At 68.7% G+C, this 25,852-nt stretch carries 9 protein-coding genes and 3 pseudogenes (1 of these 12 running past the window's edge); 4 read left to right on the forward strand and 8 right to left on the reverse strand.

The annotated features are described in order from the left end of the window. Together QEG98_RS19130 and QEG98_RS19135 are read left to right on the forward strand one after the other, a co-directional pair. A pseudogene (locus QEG98_RS19130) lies at positions 1-5,936 on the forward strand (non-ribosomal peptide synthetase); its annotated part reaches 25,581 nt to the left of the window's first position; the annotation flags it as partial. 186 nt (positions 5,937-6,122) lie between these two features. Beyond that, positions 6,123-10,247 (forward strand): annotated as a pseudogene (locus tag QEG98_RS19135) (amino acid adenylation domain-containing protein); the annotation flags it as partial. 185 nt (positions 10,248-10,432) lie between these two features. Here QEG98_RS19135 and QEG98_RS19140 read toward each other — a convergent pair. Beyond that, positions 10,433-11,914, reverse strand: coding sequence for an ELWxxDGT repeat protein (locus QEG98_RS19140; protein WP_316567633.1), 1,482 nt, complete (start codon positions 11,912-11,914; stop codon positions 10,433-10,435). Positions 11,915-12,107: 193 nt separating this feature from the next. Here QEG98_RS19140 and QEG98_RS19145 point away from each other — a divergent pair, with 193 nt between their 5' ends. Together QEG98_RS19145 and QEG98_RS19150 are read left to right on the forward strand one after the other, a co-directional pair. Continuing rightward, positions 12,108-14,030 carry a membrane dipeptidase gene (locus tag QEG98_RS19145; RefSeq protein WP_316567634.1) on the forward strand — a complete coding sequence of 641 codons (1,923 nt, stop codon included), beginning with the start codon at positions 12,108-12,110 and terminating at the stop codon, positions 14,028-14,030. A gap of 165 nt (positions 14,031-14,195) precedes the next feature. Continuing rightward, the gene (locus tag QEG98_RS19150) at positions 14,196-15,011 is read left to right on the forward strand and encodes a siderophore-interacting protein (RefSeq protein WP_011553657.1); all 816 of its coding nucleotides are present in this window, start codon (positions 14,196-14,198) and stop codon (positions 15,009-15,011) included. Here QEG98_RS19150 and mxcL read toward each other — a convergent pair. The 7 genes and pseudogenes from mxcL to QEG98_RS19185 all read right to left on the reverse strand — a co-directional run bounded on the left by mxcL (position 15,008) and on the right by QEG98_RS19185 (position 25,847). Beyond that, a complete protein-coding gene (mxcL, locus tag QEG98_RS19155; RefSeq protein WP_316567635.1) occupies positions 15,008-16,282 on the reverse strand; it encodes a myxochelin B biosynthesis transaminase MxcL in 1,275 nt (424 codons plus the stop codon). The two genes, QEG98_RS19150 and mxcL, sit on opposite strands and share 4 nt — an antisense overlap. Before the next feature lie 38 nt (positions 16,283-16,320). Then, positions 16,321-16,518, reverse strand: coding sequence for a hypothetical protein (locus tag QEG98_RS19160; RefSeq protein WP_316567636.1), 198 nt, complete (start codon positions 16,516-16,518; stop codon positions 16,321-16,323). Further along, positions 16,505-17,545, reverse strand: a complete 1,041-nt coding sequence (locus QEG98_RS19165) for an MFS transporter (RefSeq protein ID WP_316567637.1) — start codon at positions 17,543-17,545, stop codon at positions 16,505-16,507. The genes QEG98_RS19160 and QEG98_RS19165 overlap by 14 nt, the downstream gene beginning before the upstream one ends. Before the next feature lie 16 nt (positions 17,546-17,561). Beyond that, entirely contained in the window at positions 17,562-18,860 is a 1,299-nt protein-coding gene (locus QEG98_RS19170) for a class II 3-deoxy-7-phosphoheptulonate synthase (RefSeq protein ID WP_410478075.1), read from the reverse strand. Positions 18,861-18,910: 50 nt separating this feature from the next. Further along, a pseudogene (mxcG, locus tag QEG98_RS19175) lies at positions 18,911-23,249 on the reverse strand (myxochelin non-ribosomal peptide synthetase MxcG). Positions 23,250-23,309: 60 nt separating this feature from the next. Then, positions 23,310-24,209, reverse strand: a complete 900-nt coding sequence (locus QEG98_RS19180) for an isochorismatase family protein (protein ID WP_316567639.1) — start codon at positions 24,207-24,209, stop codon at positions 23,310-23,312. Between the two features lie 12 nt (positions 24,210-24,221). Beyond that, positions 24,222-25,847 carry a (2,3-dihydroxybenzoyl)adenylate synthase gene (locus QEG98_RS19185; RefSeq protein WP_316567923.1) on the reverse strand — a complete coding sequence of 542 codons (1,626 nt, stop codon included), beginning with the start codon at positions 25,845-25,847 and terminating at the stop codon, positions 24,222-24,224. Positions 25,848-25,852 lie beyond the last annotated feature (5 nt).

Here is a 25,852-nt window from a genome sequence, read left to right on the forward strand (position 1 = left end):
GGTTCCTCGATCAACTGGAGCCTGGCAGCGCCTTCTACAACGTGCCAGTCGCAGTGAGGCTCACAGGCGTCCTCGACATTGCAGCGTTGCGCCGTAGCTTCGATGAGTTGGTCCGCCGACATGAATCGTTGCGAACCACCTTCCGTGCTCAGGACGGGATGCCTGTCCAGATTGTCTCCGACACTGCATCGACCCGGTTGGAAGTATTGGCGCGCGGAGCTTCGGACGACGGTGAAGGAGGGTTGGAGACAAAACGCCTCGTGGAGCGAGAGGCGCTTCGCCCGTTCAATCTGGAGACGGGCCCATTGCTGAGGGCGACGCTGCTGAAGGAGGGAGAGGAAGCGCACGTGCTGGTGCTGGTGATGCACCACATCGTGTCGGACGGCTGGTCGATGGGCGTGCTGGTGAGGGAGCTGGTATCCCTGTACGAGGCGTACTCGAAGGGGCGCGAGTCACCGCTGGCGGAGCTGGAGGTGCAGTACGCGGACTACGCGGTGTGGCAGCGAGGGTGGCTGAAGGGTGAGGTGCTGGAAGAGCAGCTGGGGTACTGGAGGAAGCAGCTAGCGGGTGCGCCAGCGGCGCTGGAGTTGCCGACGGACAAGGTGAGGCCGGCGGTCCAGACGTACCGAGGGGATACGAGAGGGTTGGAGTGGCCGAAGGAGCTGTGGGAGGGCGTGAAGGGGCTGGCGCAGCGGGAGAACGCGACGCCCTTCATGGTGCTGCTGGCGGCCTTCCAGGTGGTGCTGTCGAGGTACGCGAGGCAGGAAGACGTGTGCGTCGGGACGGCGATAGCGAACCGGACGAGGGCTGAGACGGAGGGGCTGATTGGCTTCTTCGTCAATACGCTGGTGCTGCGGACGAAGGTGTCTGCGGCATTGAGTTTCCGGGAGCTGCTGGCGCAGGTACGTGAAGTGACGTTGGGCGCGTACGCGCACCAGGAAGTGCCCTTCGAGCGGTTGGTGGAGGAGCTGCAGCCGGAGCGGGACATGAGCCGCAGCCCGCTGTTCCAGGTGATGTTGGTGCTGCAGAACGCGCCGGGAGGGGCGGTGAGCCTGCCAGGGCTGAAGCTGGAGGCAGCCGAGTCGTCTGCGAAGACGTCGAAGTTCGATTTGACGCTCGGGTTGAGTGAGACGGATGAGGGCCTTTCTGGAGGCCTCGAGTTCAACAGCGATCTGTTTGAAGCCGAGACGATGGAGCGGCTGCTGGAGCATCTGCGGGTGTTGTTGGATGCAGCCGTCGCTCGGCCTGAGACGCGGCTGGCCGAGCTGCCGCTGATGGGACGTGAAGAGCAGCAGCGACTGGTGAATGCGTGGAGCGGGGCGACTGCGCATTACCCACGAGAAGCATCGTTGGCGCAGTTGTTCGACGCACAGGCGCAGCGGACGCCGGACGCGGTGGCGGTCGAGTATGAAGACCGGCGGCTGACGTACGCGGAGCTGAACCGACGCTCCAACCAGCTGGCACACCACCTGAGAAGCATGGGCGTGGGGCCCGAGGTGCGGGTGGGGTTGTGCGTGGAGCGCTCGCTGGAGTTGGTGGTGAGCGTGCTGGGCATCCTGAAGGCGGGAGGCGTTTACGTGCCTTTGGATGCCAGCTATCCGCTGGAGCGCCTGACATGGATGAAGCAAGAAGCAGGCGTCACGCTGCTGGTGGGACAGCAGAAGCTGCTCGAGTCCATGGGGCTCGATGACACCAAGTCCAGGGTGTGCGTGGACACGGAGTGGGACACGCAGATCTCCATGCAGCCGGCTACCACGCTGAGCGCCCATGTGGGTGGAGGCAACCTGGCGTACGTGATGTTCACGTCAGGGAGTACGGGGAGGCCAAAGGGAGTGGGCGTACCGCATCGAGCGGTGTCTCGCCTCGTGCTGGGGACGGACTTCGCGCACTTCGGGCCTGAGGAGGTGTGGCTGCAACTGGCGCCCATCTCCTTCGACGCATCGACGTTGGAAGTGTGGGGCGCGCTGCTGCACGGCGCGAAGCTGGTGGTGTACCCGGCGGGGACACCGACGTTGGAGGAGCTGGGCCGGAAGCTGGAGCCTTCAGGCGTGACGTCGCTATGGCTGACAGCGGCGCTCTTCGAGCAGATGCAGGCACGGCAGCCGAAGGCGCTGGCCAGCGTCCGTCAGCTGCTGGCAGGTGGTGACGCGCTGCCGGTGTCCCGCGTGAAGGAGCGGCTGGAAGCGGGCGGTGTGCTCATCAACGGGTACGGTCCGACGGAGAACACGACATTCTCCAGCACGTACCGAATGGGGAGGCCAGAGGAAGTAGGTGCCTCGGTGCCCATTGGCCGCCCGGTGAAGAACACGGTGGCCTACGTGCTGGACGGGGCGATGCGTCCAGTGCCGGTGGGGGTGCCGGGTGAGCTGTACGTGGGCGGAGACGGGCTGGCAGTGGGTTACGTGGGACGCCCAGAGTTGACGGCGGAGCGCTTCGTACCGAATCCGTACGGCGAAGGAGAGCGGCTGTACCGCACGGGGGACGTGGTGCGGTGGCTGGGGAACGGGACGCTGGAGTTCCTGGGCCGAGCGGACACGCAGGTGAAGGTGCGCGGCTACCGCATCGAGTTGGGTGAAGTGGAAGCGGTGCTGGCCCAACACAGTGGCGTCAACGAAGCCGTGGTGGTGGCGCGGGAGGATGGGGGCGAAGGCAAGCGGTTGGTGGCCTACGTGACGGCGCAAGAGGGCGTGGAACTGGAGTCCAGCGCACTGCGGAGCCACGTGAAGCAGCGGCTACCGGAGTACATGGTGCCGTCAGCGTACGTGGTGCTGGAGTCACTGCCGCTGACGCCGAACGGAAAGGTGGACCGCAAGGCACTGCCCGCTCCAGAGGCACAAGGCTCGAAGGCAGCGCACTTCGAGGCGCCTCGCACGGCGACTGAGGAGAAGCTGGCGTCCATCTTCGCCGAGGTGCTGAACGTCGAGCGCGTCAGCATCGACGAAGACTTCTTCGAGCTGGGTGGCCACTCGCTGCTGGCCACGCAGTTGGTGTCGCGCGTGCGCGAGGCCTTCCTGGTTGAACTACCACTCAGGACAGTTTTCGAGTCCCGGTCGGTTGAGACACTGGCGAGGTGGCTGGAGAGTGCCTCGGGAGTCGCTGCTGGGTTGAGAGGCCCTCCGCTGGTTCGCGCCTCACGCGACGGCGCGCTTCCTCTGTCGTTCGCGCAGCAACGGCTGTGGTTCCTCCACCAACTTGACCCCGACAGTGCCTTCTACAACGTACCCGTGGCAGTAAAGCTCTCGGGGGCCCTTGATGTTGCAGCGCTGGAACGGAGCTTCCATTCACTGGTTCTCCGTCATGAGGCGCTGCGCACGACCTTCCGTTCCGAGGCAGGCGTTCCCACCCAGGTCATCTCTCCCGCAGGAAGGGGCGCGTTGGAGTTCGTGGACCTGAGTGCACTCCAGGGCACGGAGAAGACCTTGGAGGTCCAGCGTCGAACGGAACTTCAAACACTTCGTCCGTTCAACCTGGAGACGGGCCCGCTGCTGAGGGCGACGCTGCTGAAGGAGGGGGAAGAAGCGCACGTGCTGGTGCTGGTGATGCACCACATCGTGTCGGACGGCTGGTCGATGGGCGTGCTGGTGAGGGAGTTGGTGGCTCTGTACGAGGCGTACTCGCAGGGGCGCGAGTCACCGCTGGCGGAGCTGGAGGTGCAGTACGCGGACTACGCGGTGTGGCAGCGAGGGTGGCTGAAGGGCGAGGTGCTGGAAGAGCAGCTGGGGTACTGGAGGAAGCAGCTAGCGGGTGCGCCAGCGGCGCTGGAGTTGCCGACGGACAAGGTGAGGCCGGCGGTCCAGACGTACCGAGGGGATACGAGAGGGCTGGAGTGGCCGAAGGATCTATGGGAGGGCGTGAAGGGGCTGGCGCAGCGGGAGAACGCGACGCCCTTCATGGTGCTGCTGGCGGCCTTCCAGGTGGTGCTGTCGCGCCATGCGCGCCAGGACGACATCTCTGTAGGCTCCCCCATCGCCAATCGCACGCGAGCCGAGACGGAGGCGTTGATTGGCTTCTTCGTGAACACGCTCGTGCTGCGGACACGGCTGGATGGCAATCCCAGCTTCCGTGAGTTGCTGACGCAGGTGCGCGAAGTGACGCTGGGTGCGTACGCGCACCAGGACGTGCCATTCGAGAGGCTGGTGGAGGAGCTGCAGCCCGAGCGGGACCTGAGCCGCAGCCCGCTGTTCCAGGTGATGTTGGTGCTGCAGAACACTCCGGGAGGCGCGGTAAGCCTGCCTGGATTGAAGTTGGAGGCAGCGGAGTCGACTGGGAAGACGTCGAAGTTCGACTTGACGCTCGGCTTGGGAGCGTCGAGCGCAGGTGGACTGACGGGCGCGTTGGAGTTCAACAGCGACCTGTTCGACGCCGAGACGATGGAGCGGCTGCTAGGGCATCTGAGGGTGCTGTTGGAGGCCGCCGTCGCTGAGCCGGAGACGCGGCTGGCCGAGCTGCCGCTGATGGGGAGTGAGGAGCGGCAGCGGCTGGTGAAGGAGTGGCGCGGGACGGCTTCGACGTATCCGCGCGATGCCAGCCTGAGTGCCCTCTTCGAGGCGCAGGTTCAGCGGACGCCGGACGCAGTGGCGGTGGAGTACGAGGACCGGCGGTTGACGTACGCGGAGTTGAACCGACGTGCCAACCAGCTGGCGCACCACCTGAAGGGCATGGGCGTTGGGCCCGAGGTGCGGGTGGGGTTGTGCGTGGAGCGCTCACTGGAGCTGGTGGTGAGCGTGCTGGGCATCCTGAAGGCAGGGGGCGTGTACGTGCCGCTGGATGCCAGCTACCCGCTGGAGCGACTGGCGTGGATGAAGGCGGAGGCTGGCGTCCCGGTGCTGGTGGCGCAGGAGAAGCTGGCGGACGAGGTGGCCGCGGGTGGCGAGCTGGTGGTGTGCGTGGACACGGAGTGGGACACGCTGATTGCCCAGCATCCGCAAACCGCGCCGACTGCCAACGTGGGCGGTGGAAACCTGGCGTACGTGATGTTCACGTCAGGGAGCACGGGGAAGCCGAAGGGCGTGGGCGTACCGCACCGAGCGGTGTCACGCCTGGTGCTGGGGACGGACTTCGCGCACTTCGGGCCTGAGGAGGTGTGGCTGCAACTGGCGCCCATCTCCTTCGATGCATCGACGCTGGAGCTGTGGGGCGCGCTGCTGCACGGCGCGAAGTTGGTGGTGTACCCGGCGGGAACGCCGTCGCTGGAAGAATTGGGCCGGAAGCTGGAGTCGTCAGGCGTGACGTCACTATGGCTGACAGCGGCGCTCTTCGAGCAAATGCAAGCGCGGCAGCCGAAGGCGCTGGCCAGTGTCCGCCAGTTGCTCGCGGGTGGCGACGCCTTGCCGGCGTTGCGCGTGAAGGAACGACTGGCGGCAGGTGGCCTGCTCATCAACGGGTACGGCCCGACGGAGAACACAACGTTCTCCAGCACGTACCGAATGGAGAGGCCGGAGGAGGTAGGTGCCTCGGTGTCCATCGGCCGCCCGGTGAAGAACACGGTGGCCTACGTGCTGGACGGGGCGATGCGTCCAGTGCCGGTGGGGGTGCCGGGTGAGCTGTACGTGGGCGGAGACGGGCTGGCAGTGGGGTACGTGGGACGCCCGGAGCTGACGGCGGAGCGCTTCGTACCAAGCCCATTCGGTGAGGGAGAGCGGCTGTACCGCACGGGGGATGTGGTGCGGTGGCTGGGGAACGGGACGTTGGAGTTCCTGGGCCGAGCGGACACGCAGGTGAAGGTGCGCGGTTACCGCATCGAGCTGGGTGAAGTGGAAGCCGCGCTGGCCCAGCACGGCGGTGTTAACGAAGCCGTGGTGGTGGCGCGGGAGGATGGAGGCGAAGGCAAGCGGTTGGTGGCCTACGTGACGGCGCAAGAGGGCGCGGAACTGGAGTCCAGCGCACTGCGGAGCCACGTGAAGCAGCGACTACCGGAGTACATGGTGCCGTCAGCGTACGTGGTGCTGGAGTCGCTGCCGCTGACGCCGAACGGCAAGGTGGACCGCAAGGCACTGCCCGCGCCGGACACAGAGGGCACGGCGAGCGAGAAATATGTGGCGCCTCGAACTGCGACCGAAAAGACGTTGGCCGCAATCTTCGTCGATGTCCTGAAGGTCGAGCGGGTCGGGCTCGACGGAGACTTCTTCGAACTGGGCGGACACTCTTTGCTGGCAACGCAGTTGGTGTCGCGTGTGCGGGAGGAACTCCAAGTAGAGCTCCCCCTTCGAGACATCTTCGAGTGTCCCACAGTGGAGAAGCTCGCCCAGCGGCTGGACCACACTTCGAAAACAGATGGTGGCGCGCAGCCACCACCGTTGGTACGGGTTCCTCGCGACAGGGCGCTTCCCCTGTCATTCGCCCAGCAGCGCTTGTGGTTCCTCGCGCAGCTGGAGCCTGACAGCACCGTCTACAACGTCCCGGCGTCGGTGCGGTTGACGGGCGCCTTGAACATTCCCGCGCTGAAGCAGAGCTTCGACGCACTGGTCCATCGTCACGAGGCGCTGCGCACCACGTTCCGGACCGAGGGCGGTTCGCCAATACAGGTTATCGACCCACGGGGCGGCGCGCGGCTCGACATCGTGGACCTGCGCTCGCTGCCAGCGGCGCGGAGGGAAGAGGAGGCGCAGCGGATCGCGCAAGAGGCGTCACAGCGCCCGTTCGACCTGGAAAGCGGTCCGCTGCTGCGGATCGCCTTGCTCGCGCTGTCGGAGCAGGACCATGTGTTGGTGCTGGTGATGCACCACATCGTCTCGGACGGTTGGTCCATGGGGCTCCTGGTTCGCGAGCTGACCGAGCTCTATGCGTCCTTCTCCCAGGGGCAACCGTCGCACCTGCCGGAGCTGCCGCTTCAGTACGCGGACTACGCGGTCTGGCAGCGCGAGTGGCTCCAGGGGGACGTCCTGGACGCGCAGCTCGGCTACTGGAAGCAGCGCCTGGATGGCGCGCCCCGGTTGCTGGAGCTGCCCACGGACAGGCCGCGTCCGGCAGTTCAGTCCCTGGAAGGGGCGTACGTGCCCTTTGCGTTGGGCCGTGAGCTGTCCGAGGCGGTGCATGCACTCGCCCGCCGTGAAGGCGTCACGCCGTTCATGGTGCTGCTGGCGGCGTTCCAGGCCGTGCTGGCGCGTTACTCAGGGCAGGACGACGTGAGTGTCGGTTCGCCCATCGCCGGACGCACTCGCGCGGAGACGGAGGGGCTCATCGGCTTCTTCGTGAACACGCTGGTGCTCAGAACCCGGCTGGAGGGGAGCCCGTCCTTCCGTGAGCTGCTGGCTCGGGTGCGGGAGGTCACGCTTGGCGCCTACGCGCACCAGGACGTGCCTTTCGAGAAGCTCGTCGAGGCGCTGCGTCCGGAGCGCAGCCTCAGTCATTCGCCGCTGTTCCAGGTCATGCTCACCTTCGACAGCACACCAGATGCTGGGGGGGACGCGCAGGCCGGCACGGGGATGAAGCACGTCGCCGTGGAGCACCGGGTGTCGCGGTTCGACCTCTCGCTCGGCTTCGTGGAAGGCAAGGACGGCTTCTCCGGTGGACTGGAGTACAGCACCGTCCTCTTCGAGCCCGCGACTGCAGCGCGACTTGTGGCCCACCTGAAGACGCTGCTTGAAGGTGCCGTGACGGAGCCGGACCGGTCCGTGTACGCGCTGCCCTTGTTGGGCGCGGATGAACAGCGGCGGTTGCTGGTGGAGTGGAATGACACCGGCTCCGGCGACGTCGAGGAGGCGAGCATCCACGCCCTGGTCGAACGGCAGGCGGCTGCCACTCCCGACGCCGTGGCGGTGGTGGCTGGTGACGAAGTGCTCACGTACCGCGAGCTCATGCAGCGGTCGGACCGGCTGGCGCGGAAGCTCCGCACGCTGGGCGTCGGGCCGGAGGTCCGCGTGGGCCTCTGTGCGGAGCGCAATGCGGACCTGCTGATCGCGGTGCTCGGCATCCTCAAGGCGGGTGGCGCGTACGTCCCGTTGGACCCGGCATACCCGAGTCAGCGGCTGGCCTTCATGATCGAGGACTCCCAGCCTCGCGTCCTGGTGGGCCAGCGCGCGCTGCTCGACGCGCTGCCCCACGGGGACGTGGCCCGGTTGGCGCTCGATGATGCGAATGGGTTCGTGGCGGAAGCCGAGGCTGCGCCGGTGCCCAGGTCCGCTCCGGACCATCTGGCCTACGTGCTGTTCACGTCGGGCAGCACGGGCCGGCCGAAGGGCGTGGCCCTGGCGCATCGCAGCGCCGTGGCCTTCCTGCGCTGGACGACGCGGGCCTTCTCATCGGACGAGCTGGTGGGGGTCCTCGCCTCCACGTCGCTGAACTTCGACCTGTCCGTGTTCGAGATGTTCGCGCCGCTCATCCGTGGCGGGGCCGTGGTCATCGCTCGCAATGCCTTGGAGTTGCCGTCGCTCCCGGGGGCCCGGCGGGTGACGCTCGTCAACACGGTGCCCTCCGCGATGGCGGAGTTGGTGCGCGCCCATGCCGTGCCGGACTCGGTGCGCACGGTGAACCTGGCGGGAGAACCGCTGGCCCAATCCCTGGTGGAAGCCATCCACCAGTCCGCACCCGGTGTGCAGCGCGTACTCAACCTCTACGGCCCCACCGAGGACACGACGTACTCGACCTGGACCATGGCCCCTCGCGGCGCCACGCGGGAGCCCACCGTGGGGCGGCCGATTGAGGGGACTCGCGCGTACGTGCTGGATGCGCTCGGTCAACCCGTGCCTCAGGGCGTGGCGGGCGAGCTGTACCTGGGCGGGGCTGGGCTTGCCCGAGGGTATGTCGACCGGCCCGAGTTGACCGCCGAACGCTTCGTTCCCGACGCGTTCAGTCCGCGGCCCGGAGCGCGGCTGTACCGCACCGGAGATCGCGTGCGGTGGTTGCCGGACGGCGTGCTGCAGTACCTGGGCCGAATCGACCAGCAGGTGAAGGTGCGTGGCTTCCGAATCGAGCTGGGCGAAATCGAGGCCGTGTTGCGTAGGCATCCAGACGTGCGCGAGGCCGTGGTGCTCGTGCGCGACGACGGGAGCGAAGGACGGCGCCTGGTGGCGTACATCGTGCCGCAGCCGGACAGGGTGCCCGATGCCACGGCGCTTCGGCGCTTCGTGAAGGAAGGGCTGCCGGACTTCATGGTGCCCTCGGCGGTGATGGTGCTGGCCTCGCTGCCGCTGACGCCCAACGGCAAGGTGGACCGAAAGGCGCTCCCGGCTCCGGACGCACTCCGTCCGGAGTCGACGCGGGCCTATGTGGCGCCTCGGGATGCGCTGGAGCTCCTGCTCACGCGCATCTGGGAGGAGTTGCTGGGCACCGGCCCCATTGGCATCCACTCCGACTTCTTCGAGCTGGGAGGGCACTCGCTCCTGGCCATGCGGATGGTGTCGCTCATCCGCGAGCGCCTGGGACGCAGCCTGCCCGTGGTTTCACTGTTCCAGGCGGGGACGCTGGCGGAGCTGGCTTCTCGGCTCCGGCAGACACCCGGGCACGTGTCCCCGCTGGTGCCGATTCAGAATGGCGGTTCGCAGCGGCCCGTCTTCTGCGTCCACCCAGTCAGCGGCAACGTCCTGCCGTACCTGGAACTGTCGCGGCGCCTGGGGCCGGACCAACCGTTCTACGCGTTCCAGGCCCCGGGCCTCGAAGGCGAGCGGGCGCCGCTGGCGACCGTGGAGGCGATGGCCTCCACCTATGTGGAGGCCATGCGCGGCGTCCAGGCCAGCGGGCCATACCGGCTGGCGGGGTGGTCCTTGGGAGGTGTGGTGGCCTTCGAAATGGCGCGGCAGTTGGAGCAGCAGGGGGAGCAGGTGGAGCAGGTGACGCTCATCGACGCCTATGCCTTCGATCAGCGGACAGCGGAACCTGTGGGCGCGGAGTGGATTGCCGCCCGGTTCGTGGAGTTCACGGGCCAGCTCCTGGGCCTGCCCGTCTCGGAGTTGATGGCGGATGCGCATCCCGCGGACGAGGCTACACTGCTGGGCCGCCTGTTGGAGCTGGGGCGGCGCACCGGCGTTCTGGCTCAGGGCGTTGGCTCCGAACAACTCCACGCGCTGTACCGTGTCTACGAGAGCAACCTCCGCGCCCTCTGGGATTATCAACCGGGACGCTACGGTGGCCGCGTCACGCTGCTGCGCGCGAGCGAGACGCACGTACCCACGGGCGCGGATGGCGGCTGGGGCGCGCTGGCGGCAGGAGGGGTGGAGGTGCACGAACTCTCCGGTGACCACCACTCCATCCTCAGGGCGCCAGCGGTTGACGTGATCGCGGAGACGATGGCGCTGAAGTCGTCCCCGTAGACGCCCACCTGCCGCAGGTGATGAGGATGCCCGCCGCGGCAGTCAGATGCCGCGGCAACGCCGCTTCCGTGCCCGGGAGGATGTCCTTCACCAGGCGGGTTCCCACGGAGGTGCCGTCGCTGACCCACAGCTCCGTGACCTGTTCACCAAAGCCAGACGGGGGCGAACGCCATCTCCGTGTGGGCTTAGGGTTTCATCTGATTGCACTCGCTGGAGGGGCGGAAGGGCAGGGCGTAGAGCTCGCGCCCGCTGGCTTCGTCCTCGGCGGTGAAGAACACGTCCCAGCCGGAGCGGATGAAGGCGCGTGGGTCTCGCGCTGTCCCCGCGTCGAGCTTCTGGGTGCCGGATACAGTGCCGTTGCTCACCCAGGGCTCCGCGCCATGCCCCGTCGTCGCGCCGAAGAAGAGCCAGCCCTGGAAGGCAGTCACCTCGGTAGGAGATGCGCCCTCCGTCCCGGGCACCAGGTCCGCGAAGAGCTTCGTTCCTTTCGACGTGCCATCGCTCACCCACAGCTCGCGGCCGTGCCGGCCGTCATCCGCCGCGAAGTAGAGGTGATCTCCAAGCACGGCCAGGAACGCCGGCGCCGAGCCCTCTGCTCCGGGCCGGAGGTCCTTCACCCGCCGCGTGCCGGACACCGTGCCGTCGCTGACCCACAGTTCCTCGCCCTCCGGCGCGTCCGAGCCCGCGCTGAAATAGAGCCGGCCCTGGAACGCCACCAGATCGTGCGGATACCGGCCCGGAAAGAAGCGCAGGCGGCGTGTGCCCGCCGCCGTGCCATCAGTGACGTAGAGCGTGGCCTCGCCTTCGTCGGGGTCCACCAGGAAGAAGAGCCTTCCGCCCACGGACTTCATGCGGAAGATGACCGTGTCCTCGAAGACCTTGAGGAGGGGCGTGAAGGCCGCGCCGCCTTCACTTCGCACGAGCCAGTTCTCTTCGCCCACGCTGATGACGAAGTAGAGAGAGCCGTCGTGAACGGCGAAGCGGCGAGGGAAGGAACTGTCCTCGCCAGGGACGAGGTCCGCGACCTCATGGGTGCCCGCGTCCGTGCCATCGCTGGTCCACAGCTCGTTGCCGTGCGCGCCACCCGGCGCGGCGGCGGAGAAGTAGAGCCGGCCCTGGTACGCGACCAGCGTCTGCCCCTCTCCCAGTCCGGCGCCAATGGGAAGCACGCGCTTCACCAGGGACGTACCTTCGGACGTGCCGTCGCTGGTCCACAGGGCGCGGCCATTCACCCCATCGTCCGCGATGAAGAAGAGCCGGTCTCCCACGCGTGTGAGGTCGGTGGGGTTGGAGCCCTCCGGTCCCGGCGCGATGTCCCGGAGCAGCCGGGTTCCTTCGCCCTGCGTGCCGCTGCTCGTCCAAAGCTCGGCGCCGTGTTGACCGTCATTCGCGGTGAAGAAGAGCAAGCCATCCCCGTGGAGGCGTTCATGGATGGCTGCCTCCTGGGGGCCGGGGTGGATGTCCGCGAGCCTGCGCACGCTGGTCCCACAGGGCTCCCACATTCGGTGGTCCGCGGGCCGCCGCGCGGGCGCTTCATTGGATGACGGGAGCGTGTCGTCCACCGGTGGCGGCTCACAGGCAGCCAGAAGGGTCAGCAGCACCGGGGTCGCACGCCAGGACATCGTCATCAGCAGCTCCGTGAGGTCGAGACCATCTTGGAGCGTCAATCTGTGGATGGTGGGGGCTTGCCCCACCTGCCCATGGGTCCTGAACGCCGTTTGTAACGTGACGCTTCACACCGACTCACCGTGTGACGCCTGTCTGTTTCACTTCCCAAGAAAAAGTTGAAATAATTGAAAAACAGGACACGCTCCTGGTACTTCGAGTGCACCTCCCCGCGGTACCGGAAAGGTGCACTGTATGCAGCGATGTATCGGAGCAGCCCCACGGCGTTTCCTGTCCCTCTCCCTCATGTCCGTCATGGCGCTGAGCCAGGGGTGCCAACCCACGGATGAAGATTTGCCTGTCGAGGAGTCCGCGACGGGCGAAGTCGCACAGCCCGTCTCGGTTCCTGGCTTCGCGGAGATGCACCACCACATGTTCGCCGAGGAGGCGTTCGGCGGTGGTTGGTTCCACGGCAAGCACACCGGCTCCCTGGTGAGCTGTGACGGTGGCTTTCCGGAGAGCGACCACGCGCGCGTTCGCATGGACCTGGGCTCCATGCTCAACGTGTGCCCCAACGCGGGCGGAATCAACCTGAGCGGCGTGCCGGTGCTGTCGCAGATGTTCGGGGTGGGCGGCGCGGTGGCGTCGGAGATCATCGGCGAGATCGAAGGGACGGAGGGCGACACCGGTCTCCACCTGGGCCGGATGAGCGTGCCCACGCAGTGGCCGCGCTGGGACACCATCGCGCATCAGCAGGCCTGGGAGGGCTGGCTGCAGCAGGCGCATCAGGGCGGCATGTCCCTGGTCACCATCTCCCTGGTGAGCAACGAGTTCCTCTGCAAGGCGCTGCCGTACCAGAACATCAAGCGTCCCTGTGACGAGATGGTGGACGTGGACGTGCAGTTGCAGATGGCGCGTGACTTCGACGCTCGCACGCCGTGGGCGGAGATCGCGCTATCGCCGGCGCACGCGCGGCAGATCATCGCCTCCGGCAAGCTGGCCATGGTGCTCTCCATCGAGTCGAGCAAGCTGTTCGGCACCAAGAACTGGCAGTCCGAGCTCAATCGCGTCTACTCGCTGGGCGTGCGCTCCATCCAGCCGGTGCACCAACTGGACAACCGCTTCGGCGGCGCGGCGCCCCACAACGCCATCTTCCAGGTCTCGCAGTTCCTGGAGAACTGCCACGTGGACACCGACTGCGGCCTCACGGGCAACGGCTTCACGCTGGGCTTCGACGTGGACGCCAACTGCAAGAACACCAAGGGCCTGACGTCCGAGGGCCGGGCGCTGGTCGCGGAGATGATGAACAAGGGCATGCTCGTCGACGTGGCGCACATGTCCGAGCGCTCCGTGGACGACACGTTCGCCATCGCCCAGAGCCGCAACTACTACCCCATGTACATCTCCCACGGTCATTTCCGTGAGGTGATGCACCCGGGGCTCGCCGCCAACGAGAAGACGACGCCCGCGTCCGTCATCCGCTACCTGCGCCAGACGGGCGGCATGTTCGGCCTGCGCACCGCGCACGACGAGACGCGCGACTACACCCGCACGCCGGTCGCCAACAACTGCCAGGGCTCCACGCGCTCGCTGGCGCAGGCCTACGAGTTCGGCCGTCTGGGCCTCAAGGTGAACATGGGCTTCGGCGCGGACCTCAACGGCTTCATCCAGCAGACCCGCCCGCGGTTCGGCCCCCACGGCGCCTGCTCGGCCGGCTTCGCCGCGGAGGCGGCGTTCCAGGCCCAGCAGCAGCTCACCGCTGGCCCGCCGCCGCTGGGCACGGACTTCGACAACTACGGCCTGGCTCACGTGGGCCTGCTGCCGGACGTGGTGCGTGACCTGAAGCAGCTCGGCGTCAACACCACGGGCCTGGAGGGCTCGTCCGAGACGTTCATCCGGATGTGGGAGCGGGCCACCGGTACGCGCACCGGCATGGCGGACAGCGCGGCGAACATCGACACCAGCGGTGTGGCGGCCTATGTGCCGAAGGAGACCCGCGCGGCCCAGTATCCGACCAGCTCCACCTGCTCCACCGACAGCGACTGCGCCAGCACCCAGTACTGCGGCTGGGGGCTCAACGCCGGCAAGTGTCAGAACAAGAAGGCCAAGGGCGCCATCTGCGGCAGCGCCCGGGAATGTCTGTCCAACAACTGCCGGTGGACCCTGACCTGCGGCTGAGGTTGCTTGCTGGCATGTGAGCAAGCTTTGTCAACCCACATGCCAGACGTCCCCGCGGCTGGCCGTTCGCTGAGCGGCGGCCACCGCGGGGCTCCTTCATTCGTTGCCCGCCTGGGGGCTTCATGGTATCGAAAATGATAGTCAATATCGATAACTGGAGCATTCGTGACGACGACGACTGAGCGTGTCTATCGGCGGGGACCGTTCCCCGTGAAGTTCCGCCTCTTGGAGGTGAAGCGGGTGACGCGGGTGACGCCGCAGATGGTCCGCATCACCCTTGCGGGCGAGGACCTGGAGGGCTTCTACAGCCCCGGCGCGGACGACCACGTGAAGCTGCTGTTCCCGGAGGAGGGCAAGCGCATGCCTGTCATCCCCACGGTGACGCCCACGGGGTTGGTGCTGAAGGAAGGCGAGCGCAAGCCGGACGCGCGTGACTACACGCCGCGCCGCTATGACGCCGCGGCAGGCGAGCTGGACATCGACTTCGTGGTGCACGGCACGGGGCCCGCGACGACGTGGGCGAGCAAGGCGCAGGTGGGTGACCTGCTGGCCGTGGGTGGGCCGCGCGGCTCCACGTTCGTGGCGCAGGACTTCAGTTGGTACCTGCTCGCGGGCGATCAGTCAGCGCTGCCGGCCATTGGCCGCATCCTGGAGGAGCTGCCGGAGGGGACGCGCGCCATCGTGTTCTGCGAAGTCCCGGACGCGTCCGAAGAGCAGCACTTCACCACCCGCGCCAACGCGACGGTGACGTGGCTGCACCGCAACGGCGTGGAGGCGGGGCACTCGGACGTGCTGCAGCAGGCCATCCGCGGGCTGGAATTCCCCGCGGGAGACTACTTCGCCTGGGTGGCGGGTGAGGCGCACACCGTGCGCCCCATCAAGGACCACCTCATCAACGAGCGTGGCGCCAACAAGAGCTGGGTCCGGGTGACGGGCTATTGGAAGCGCGGCACCTCGGACCACCACGACGCGAAGGGCTAGGCCGCCGCCGGCTTCGCGAGGGAGCGGAGGACTTCGCCCGTCATCTCGATGGCGTAGTCAATCTGCTCCTCCGTGTGCGCCGTGCTGAGGAAGGTGACGTCGCGGCGCAGCAGGATGCCCCGGCGGGCCATGCCCGCCTGGAAGGGCTGCATCTGCTTCGCGTGCTCCGCCGGGTCCTTGGCGAACAGGAAGAAGGGAATCGCGTCGTAGCCAATCACGCGCAACGACGAGCCCGCGGCCTCCGCCTGGGCGTTGACGCCCTCGCGCAGCTTGCGGCCCAGGCGGGCCAGGTGCTGGATGTAGGCGCCATCCCGGTAGCCCTTCAGCACCGCCTCGCACACGTACAGCGACAGCAGCTCACCGCCGAAGGTGGTGGACACCTGGAGCTCGCTCAGGCGGCTCAGGTGCTTCGCCGGACCGGCGATGGCCGACAGCGGCATGCCGCCAGCGATGCTCTTGGACAGCGTGACGAAGTCCGCGCGGACGTCGAAGAACTCCTGGGCGCCGCCCACGGCGAGCCGGAAGCCGGTGACGACCTCGTCCAGGGCGAACAGGACGTTGTTCGCGGTGCACGTGGCGCGCACCTGCTGCAGGAAGGCCGGGGTGAGGGGCCGGTTGTAGGGCACCGACAGCAGCACCAGGGCGAGCTCGCTGGCGTTCTTCTCGATGGTGGCCAGCAGGGCCGGCTCGTCCGGGGGCGTGAAGAGCGGCATCCGGAGGGTCAGCGCCGCCAGCGCGGCCGGGACGCCCGGCGTGTCGAACATGAAGTGGTCGTGCCAGCCGTTGTAGCCGACGGTGATGATCTTCTGCTTGCCGGTGATGTGGCGCGCCAGGCGCACGGCGGCGGACGTGGCATCCGCGCCCGTCTTGAAGAAGCGCGCCATCTCCGCGCCGGGGATGAGGTCCACCAGCGTCTGGGCGGCGGAGACCTCCACCGGCGTGGGCAGCGAGTGGAGGACACCTTCCTCCAGGTGCTCCCGGATGGCGTTCACGACGGCCGGGTCATTGTGGCCCAGCATGTTGGCGCCCAGGCCGCCGATGAAGTCGATGTACTCCTGGCCGTCCACGTCCTCCACCAGCGCCCCCTTGCCCTTGGCCAGGAACACGGGGAAGGCGCCGAGCGCGAACATCTCCGGGCGCTTCATCATGGACTGCGTGACGCCGGGGACCAGCCGCCGCGCCTCGGCGAGGAGCTGGTTGGAGCGGTCGAGCTTCAGCTCGCCCTGGATGGGACGCGGCAGGGAAGGGTGCTTCTTGACGGGAGTGTCCATGGACGTTTCCTTCTGTGTGTCGAGACGGAGACTGCGATTCACCGAGGCGTGGGCGCCGCGTTGAGCGGGACGGCGCCACGGCCAAAGGTCCAGAGGATGAAGAGCGAGATGGTGGTGACGCCCACGGCGAGCCATCCGGCCAGCCCGAAGCCCACCAGCTCACCGCCAGGCGTGGTGGCCAGCATCAGGCCGCTGGCCCACGCCGCGAGCCCGGAGGCGCCGTCACTGGCGGTCATGTTCATGGCCATGTACCGCCCGCGCAGCGGTGGCGGCACCTTCGCGGAGATCAACGCGATGGTGGGGATGGGCCGCGTGGACGTCAGGGACATGAAGAGGACGAAGGCGCCCATCACCACCGGCAGCGGAGTGGCGGGAAGGTGCGTGAAGCCCAGGTGCGGCACCATGGTGCCCACCAGCAGCAGCCCGAGCACCCGGGCGGGGCCAAACCGGTCCACCCAGCGGCCCACCTGACGCGCCGCGAGCAGCGGCGGCGCCGCCAGCGAGGTACACCCAGGGCAGGTCGGTCTGCTTCAGCCCGAGGTTCCCGACCATGAACGCGCTCAGGTACGGAATCAGCAAGAAGCTGGAGAAGGCGACGCTGAACGTCAGCAGCCAGCCCAGCGCGAAGCCCGGCGTGAAGAGCGCCGTGACGGAAGGCGCCTGACGCCCCGAGTCCGGGGTGACATGTGCATCCAGCCGCGGAAGCACGGCGAGCAGCCCGAACCACAGGAGCGCCCCAAGGAGGCCAATGGCCCAGAAGGGTGCGCGCCAGCCGAGCATGTTGGCCATGCCCAGGCTCAGGGGAACGCCCGCCACCGCGGACAACCCGAGCGATGACATCACCGTGCCAATGGCCTGGCCCCGGCGCTCACCGGGGATGGTGTCCGCGATGATGGACATGATGACCGCGCCCATGAGGCCCGCGCATCCTCCAGCGATGCTCCGGGCCACCAGCAGCCACGCGTGGCTCTGCGCCGCGCCGCAGGCCAGCGTGGCTGTGATGAACCCCCCCAGGATGACCAGCAACGTGCTTCTGCGGCCAAACCTGTCGACCCACGCGAGCCCCAGCACGCCCATGGCGGCGGAGGCCAACGTGTAGGAGGACACCAACGTTCCGAACTGCGCGGCTGACAGACTGAACAGCCGCATGAACTCCGGACCCAGCGGCAGGACGATCATGAAGTCCAGCAAGTGGGTGAACTGCACGCCCGCCAGCAGCAGGATGAGCAGACGCTCCTGTCGCGGTGTGAACGAGGCGGTCACGAAAGGCTCCAGCGATTCAGGCCGCACGGGCTTCGTGCGTGCGAAGGGACGGCATGGATTCGGCGACGAGGAAGGCCAACTGAAGGGCCTGGTCCGCGTTGAGGCGCGGATCGCAGTGGGTGTGGTAGCGGCTGGAGAGGTCGTCTTCCGTCACGGGCTGGGGGCCGCCCAGGCATTCGGTGACGTTCTGCCCGGTCATCTCCAGGTGCAGGCCCCCCGGGTGGACGCCTTCCGCGGCGGCGGCGTCCATGAAGCCACACACCTCCGTGAGGATGCGGTCGAAGGAGCGCGTCTTGTAGCCATTGCCGGCCTTGTGGGTGTTGCCGTGCATCGGGTCGATGGACCAGATGACCGGGCGCCCGTCCCGGCGGGTGGCGGCCATGAGCCGGGGCAGCCGTTCCGCGACCAGGTCCGCGCCAAACCGCCCGATGAGGGTGATGCGGCCCGGGATGCCCTGGGGATTGAGGAGGTCCATCAGCCGGAGCAGTTCGTCGGGCTCCATGGTGGGGCCACACTTGATGCCAATGGGGTTCTGGATGCCGCGCATGAACTCCACGTGGCCACCGTCGAGCTGGCGGGTGCGCTCGCCAATCCACAGCATGTGCGCGGACGCGTCGTACCAGCCGCTGCCGTCGGGCTCGGCGCGCGTCATGGCCTCCTCCACGTTGAGGAGCAGGGCTTCGTGGCTGGTGAAGAAGTCGATGGCATTGGAGCTGCTGCGAGGCTCCGGGCTGACCCCCAGCGCCCGCATGAACGACAGGGATTCGAGGATGCGGTCCGCCAGCAAGCGGTTGATGCCGCCCTGGGGCCAGCGCTGGGGTTCGGCGAGCTCCTCGTAGCCGCGTTGGGCGAAGGCTCGCAGCAGGTTCAGCGTGGCGGAGGACTGGTGATAGGCCTTGAGCAGCCGGCGCGGGTCTGGCGTTCGCGCCTGGGCGTCGAACTCCATACCGTTGATGATGTCCCCGCGGTAGCTGGGCAGGGTGACGCCGCCCAGCGTCTCCATGGGGCTGGAGCGCGGCTTGGCGAACTGCCCGGCGATGCGGCCCACCTTCACCACCGGCCGGTTGCCGGCGAAGGTCAGCACCATGGCCATCTGCAACAGCAGCCGGTAGGTGTCCCGGATGTTGTCGGTGGTGAACTCCTTGAAGCTCTCCGCGCAGTCGCCCCCTTGCAGCAGGATGGCCTTGCCTTCAGCGACCTTGGCGAGCCGGGCGGTGAGCCGGCGCGTCTCGTCCGCGAAGACGAGCGGAGGCAGGCGGGACAGCTCGGCCTCGGTCTGGGCCAGGGCCTGCGCGTCCGGATAGTCCTCCGGCATGTACTTGACGGGCTTGTGCCGCCAGGAGTGTGGCGTCCAGGTGGGGTTCGTCACGGGAGTGCCGTTTCGGTTGGAAGGCGGGTTGCGGGCACGGGCGGCAGCAGGCCCCGCGCAATGCAGTAGTCGAGGTATCGGTACAGCAGCGCACGGTCCGTGGGCGGACAGGTGATGCCCGTTCCCTCGAGCGCTTGATGGACCCGCTCACAGCGGATGGGGCCCAGGCCAAACGCGGGCACGTCCGTGCCCGAGCGCAGGTCGAAAAAGGCGAGCGTGGATTGGTTCTCCCCGGTCCCGGCGCGCTCGGCCACGCGGTTGCGCCACTCACCCACGGGGCAGTGCTCCACGGGGTAGCCGTAGTCACGGACCCAGGCGAACAGCTCACGGAGCTTCACCTCGGGCGTGGGACACAGGTTGAACACCGTGGGCGGGCGGGCGTCGCGCGCCATGCGGACGATGGCTCCCGCCACGTAGTCCACGGGCGTCCACACCTCGGCGACGTCGAGCTGGGGCAGCGCGCCCACGGGGATTCCCGCCAGCAGGATGCGCCACACCAGGTCCTGTGGGTTGACGATGGCGCTGTCGGGCGCACCCACCACGCGGCCCAGTCGGTACACGGCCACGGGGAGGCCACGCGCTCCGGCCTGTTCGACGAGCCGCTCGGCGATCCACTTGCTCTGCTGGTAGCCGTCGCGCAGGCCCGGGTGCGCGGGCACGAAGGACTCCGGCACGTCGGGGCTGAGGTCCGTCTGCGGCGCCACGGCCAGGGTGGAGACGTAGTGGAAGGGCTTGGCGCGGACCGCGGCGGCCAGGCGCAGCAGCTCGCGGGTGCCGCGCACATTCACGGCCTGGAGGCTGCCGTATTCACGCACCACGCTGACCACGGCGGCGTTGTGGATGACGGTGTCACACTCCGAGGCCAGCCCGTGGAAGCGCGCCTGGCTCAGGCCCAGCCAGGGCTGGGTGAGGTCCGAGGGCAGCGCCACCACGCGTTCCGTCAGGTGTTCGGGGGAGAGCTGCTGGGACGCCAGCGCGGCCTGGATGCGCTCCAGGGCGTGCGCCTCGTCGCGAGCGCGGACCAGGCACACCACGCGCGCGTCCGTCTGGCGCAGGAGCTGGTGGAGCAGGTGCGCCCCGACGAAGCCGGTGGCTCCGGTGAGGACGACCTGACGCAGCCGCGGGGGCTCGGCGGAATCCACCGTGAGCTTGGGGACGACGTCCTCGGACAGCACGGCGTCGGCGAGCATGCTCTCGGTGAGGCCCCCGGCGGCGGAGGCGCCGTCGGTGCCTTGCTCCAGCGCCTGGGCCAGTCCGGCCGCCGTCGGGTAGCGGAAAACGGTGGCGACGGGAATCTCACGGCCCAGCTCGATGCCGAGCCGGTTGGCGACCTGGATGCTCTGGAGCGACTGGCCGCCCAGGTCGAAGAAGTCATCCTGCGCGGACGTCGTCGTCACGCCCAGCACCTCTTCCCAGACCTTCAGCACCACGCGCTCCAGGGCCGTGGTTCCCGCTGTCGTGGTCGCGGCCTCTTCGGTGGGCAGCAGGCGGCGCAGCTCGGCGCGGTCCAGCTTGCCGGTGCTGGTGCGTGGCAGCCGCTCCGTGAACACGAAGGTACCGGGCACCATGGGGGCGGGCAGGCCGCCCAGCAGGTGCTGCCGCAGCTCCGCCACGGTGGGCGCGGGCTGCGTGGTGACGACGTGCGCGCAAAGCCGGCGCGAGCCGCTGGGGAGCACCGGCCTACGACGGCCGCGTCGCGCACGCCCGGGTGGCCGAGCAGCGCCGTTTCGACCTCGGACGGGTCGATGCGGTGGCCGCTGATCTTGAACTCGTCGTCGACGCGGCCCACGAAGACAATCTGGCCGTCCTCGCGCAGCCGGACCTTGTCCCCCGTGCGGTAGGCGCGGGGGCTTCCCGGCAGGGCGTCGAGCGTGATGAAGCGCGTGGCCGTCAGCGCCTCGCGGCCCAGGTAGCCCCGGGCGAGCGCGCCGCCCAGCAGGTGGAGCTCGCCTTCCTCACCCGTGGGGAGGATGCGGCCCTGTGCGTCGGCAATCACCGCGCGCACGCCGGGCAGGGGGCGTCCGATGGGCACGTCTTCCCCGGCGGGCGTCACGTCGGGACCGCCGCTGAGTGTGGCGACGGTGGCCACCACGGTGGCCTCGGTGGGGCCGTAGGTGTTGAGCAGCCGGATCTGGGGACCAGCGGAGGCGCGCCAGCGGGCGACGCGCTCGGGCAAGGCGGCCTCACCGCCGATGATGACGGTGCGCAGCGAGGGCGGCAGCCGGGCCGCGCCCGTGGACACGCTGTAGGCCAGCTCGTGCCAGAAGGCCGTGGGCAGGTCCAGCAGGGTGATGCCGTGGGTGGCGCAGGCCTCGAGCAGCCGGGGCACCGACTGGAGCATCTCGTCCGTGCGCAGCACCAGCGTGGCGCCGGCGCACAGGGAGACGAAGATCTCCTCCACGCTGGCATCGAAGTGCAGCGGCGCGAACTGCAGCACCCGGTCTTCGGGCGTCACCTCGTAGCGGAACGTCGCGCCCGCCACGAAGTGGGCCAGGGCGTCGTGGTCAATCTGCACGCCGTTGGGCTGGCCGGTGGAGCCGGAGGTGTAGATGACGTACGCCAGCGGCCCGCCCGACTGGGGCGCCGTGACCGGCAGCTCCGAGCCGGCGCGCCGGTGCACCGCGAGCTGCCCGGGCGCCTGCGGAGGCATGCCGGCCGTGAGGTCCTTCACGGCGCTGCTCACCGTCAGTCGCGGCGCGGCGTCATCCAGGATGGCCTTCGTCCGGGATTCGGGACCGAAGGGGTCCACGGGGAGGTATCCCGCGCCTGAGAAGAGGACACCCAGCGTGGCCACGATGGCGTCGATGCTCCGGGGCAGGGAGACGGCCACGAGCGTGTCGGGCCGCGCGCCGTCGGCCCGCAGCCGCTCCGCGAGCGCCTGGGCGGACTGGAGCAGCGCCGCGTAGGTGAGGCGGTGCTCGCCATGCTCCACGGCGATGGCATCCGGCCGCGCACGGGCCTGCTCCTTGATGAGCTCCAGCACGGGCCGTTGCGGAATCGGCAGGGGCCCGCCATCCACGACGGAGGGCCGCGCGGGGGCAGGCGCCGCGCGCACGGGCTGCTCGGGCGAGGCCACCAGTGACTCCAACAACTGGAGGAAGCCACGTTGGTGGGTGTCCAGGACGTCGGGGCTGTAGCAGGCGGGGTTCGCGTCGAAGTCCACGCGCAGTCCGCTGCCATCGGAGCGAGCGTACATGCCGATGGACAGGTCCTCGACGGGGCCCGCGGAGAGGTTGTGGGCGAAGGCCGGCATCCCCGCGAAGCGCAGGGCGTAGTCGAACGGCATGATGTTGACCACGGGGCCGAAGAGCCGCCGCTGGCCGCCCACGCGCTTCAAGTCGCGGCGAAGCTGCTCGTAGCGGTAGCGCAGGTGCGGCCTCATGGCGCGCAGCTCCGCGGCCACGTCTCGGGCCATGGCGAACAAGCCGGCGTCCGGACGTACCGGGACGCGCAGCGGCACGATGTTCATGGCCATGCACGGCACGCGGATGGCGGCCGAGCCCAGGCGGGTCATCACCGGCAGACCCAGCACGACTTCGGGCGCACCGGTGTGCTGGTGCAGCCAGGCCGCCGTCGCCGCGAGCACCAGGTCCGGCCACGTGAGCCCGGCCTGCTTCGCGGCGGCTTGCATCCGCTCCAGGTCCGCGGGCGACAGGTGCCGCGTCTGGCGCACGAATCGCGGCGTCATTGGCGCGGGCTCCGCGAGCGCCACGGGCGTAGGGCCATGGGAGAAGCGCTCCACCCAGAAGGCGCGGTCCGCGGCGTGCTGCGCGCCCCCTGGTAGGCGGCGTCCTCATCGAGGACGGCGCGGAGCGAGCCGAACCCGTTCGTGGCGGGCTTGCCCGTCACCCGGGCCGTGTAGAGGTCCGCCACGCGGCGAGCCACCAACGAGAAGCCGAAGCCGTCCAGGGCGATGTGGTGGGCTCGCTGGAACCAGAAGTAACGGTCCGGCGCCGCCTTGAACAACGCCTCCGCGAACAGCGGGCCCTGGCCCAGGTCCACCGTGCGCGTCAGGTCCTCATGCATCCAGGACTGGGCCGCGGCCCAGGGATCAGGCGTGTGGCTGATGTCGGCGACGTGCAGCTGCCACGACGCGGGGGGCTGCACGAACTGCACGGGGCCGGAGGCACCGGGGGCGAAGCGCGCGTGGAGCGCCTCCGCCTCGTCAATGGCATGACGCAAGGCGGACTCGAAGTGCTCCACGACGAGCGGCCCGCGGATCTCGATGCACTCACCCGCGTTGTAGACGGCGCTCGTGAGGTCGAACTGCTGGCCGACCCAGATTCCATGTTGGGCCGCGGACAGCGGCCAACCTGCTTCGTGTGTTTCGCCCATCGCCAGGGACTCCCGTGTGTTCATGCGTCAGGGGCGCGAGGTGACTCGCGCACCGCGGAGCTACGCGGCGTTCCGGGAAGCGGGCGTGTTGCCCAGGGAGAGCAGCGTGAACCAGTCGGCGAGCGTCGGCCGTTCGGCCAGCTCCACGAAGGTGGTCTCCGCGCCAGCGGCCCGCCACTTCTCCACCAGCGTCATCAACCGGATGGAGTCCATTCCGCGCTCGAGCAGGTTGTCGTCGTCCCCCAGCGCCTCCGGCGACTCCTGGAGCAGCTCCGCCACTTCCGCGCGCACCTGCTCGCGGGTGAGTGTGCTGGACGTGGAGACGGGGCCCAGCGCGTCGAGCACCTGCTGTGTGGTGGTGGTGACGGCGCACAGCTGGGCCGCGTAGCTCAACGCGAGCTGGTGGTGCGCCAGGGAGAAGTCACCCAGCGCGTCGGCGATGAGGAAGGGCCGCACGTCGCTCATGAAGGCGTCGCTGGCCGTCTGCAGGCAGCCGATGTGCGCGTAGATACCGGAGATGAGGATTTGATCGCGGCCCAGCTTCTTCATCTGGTCCATCAGGTCCGTCTTGCGGAACGCGCTGTAGCGCCACTTGGTGAGCTGGATGTCGCCTTCGGCGGGCGTCAGTGCGTCGATGATGCGCTTCTGATCCGGTCCGCCGTTGATGCCGCCGCCCCAGAAGTCCAGCAGCAGGCCGCGCTGCTCGGGCGTCTGACCACCCGGTTGGGCCGAGTACACGACGGGGATGCCCAGCGCCGTGCAGTGCTGCCGCAGCCGCTGGATGTTGGCGACCAGCTCCGTCACGGGCGACTGGCCCTGCGTGAAGGCCTCCACGAAGTAGCGCTGCATGTCGTGGATGAGCAGCACGGCGCGGCTCGGGTCCGGCGTCCAGGAGACCTTGTTCTTCGGCAGGTCGGTGGCGCCGGGCATGGGATAGGGAGCGATGGCGGGGAGCGCCATGGGGAGTTCCTTTCAGCGCGTCGCGCGCGAAACCGGAGTGGGGGAGGGAGCGCCGGCGAGCACGTCGCGCAGCGCCTTCTTGCTGACCTTGCCGACGCCCGTCTTGGGGAACGCCTCGACGAACTCGACCCGGTCGGGAATCTTGAAGGCGGCCAGACCACGCTGGCGCAGGAAGGCCGTGAGGACATGGGGCGCCGGCGGCGTGCCGCGCGCGATGACGAAGGCGCAGGTGCGCTCGCCCAGGAACGCGTCCGGAACGGCGACCACCGCGGCGTCGTGCACGTCGGGGTGGGCCAGCAGGTGGTTCTCCACCTCCTCGGCCGCGACCTTGTCGCCGCCCCGGTTGATCTGATCCTTGGCGCGGCCCTCCACCACCAGGTAGCCCTGGGGCGTCACGCGGACCACGTCACCGGTGTGATAGAAGCCGTCGTCGGTGAAGGCCTTCGCGTTGTGGGCCTCCGCCTTGTAGTAGCCGCGGATGGTGTACGGCCCGCGCGTCAGCAGCTGGCCCGTCTCACCCGGCGCCACGTCTTCGCCGTCCTCGTCCACCACCCGGAGCTCGTCGTCCGGGGAGATGGGCCGGCCCTGGGTGCTGACGATGACGTCCTCGGGGTCATCCAGGCGCGTGTAGTTGACCAGGCCCTCGGCCATGCCGAACACCTGTTGGAGCGTGCAGCCCAGCGTGGGCTTCACCCGCATGGCCGCCTCGGTGCTGAGGCGCGCGCCACCGACCTGAAGCACCCGCAGGCTGGCGAGCTGATGCCGGCGCGTCTTGGCCGCGTCCATCCAGACCATGGCCAGCGGTGGCACCACCGCGGTGATGGTGACGCGCTCGCGCTCGATGAGCGGGAACACCGTGTCCGGGCTGGGGTTGGGCGCCAGCACCGCCGTGCCGCTCGCGTAGAAGGTGCCCAGCACGCCCGGCGAGCTGAGCGGAAAGTTGTGCGCCGCGGGCAGCGCGCACAGGTACACGCTCGTCTCGTCGAGCTGGCAGATGTCCACGCTGCCGCGCAGGCTGTAGATGTAGTCGTCGTGCGTGCGCGGGATGAGCTTGGGCACGCCCGTGCTTCCGCCGGAGAGCTGGAAGAAGGCCACGTCGCTGGGCGCGGGCCCCGGCGGCAGCGCCGTGGGCGCGGCGTACAGGCTGCTCAGCGCCGTGAAGGGGCCTGCGTCACCGGCGACGATGACGTGCTTCAGCGTCGGGCAGGTGCCGCGCACCTGCTCAGCCAGGGTGCGGTAGTCGAACCCGGCCTGCTTGTCCGCGATGACGTAGGCCACCGCCTCCGTGAAGGCGCAGAAGTAGCCAATCTCCGAAGCGCGGTGCGCGGGAAGCGCGAACACCGGCAGCGCGCCCAGGCGGAAGAGGGCGAAGACGACCTCGAAGAACTCGGCCACGTTGGGCAGCTGCACCACCACGCGGTCCTGGGCCTGGATGCCCAGGGCATGGAAGCCGGCGGCCAGCTGGCTGACGCGGGCGTCCAGGTCGGCGTAGGTGAGGCGGCGCTCTCCGGCCACCAGCGCGGTCCGCTCGCCGTGACGCTGGGCGCGCTCGTGGAGGAGCTGGCCGAACGTCTCGCCGCGCCAGTAGCCAGCCTCGCGGTAGCGGGCGGCGTAGGCCTCCGGCCGTGGGGCAGCCAGGGAGG

Origin of the sequence: Myxococcus sp. MxC21-1 (assembly GCF_032612255.1) — a bacterium.
Classification (GTDB): domain Bacteria; phylum Myxococcota; class Myxococcia; order Myxococcales; family Myxococcaceae; genus Myxococcus; species Myxococcus virescens.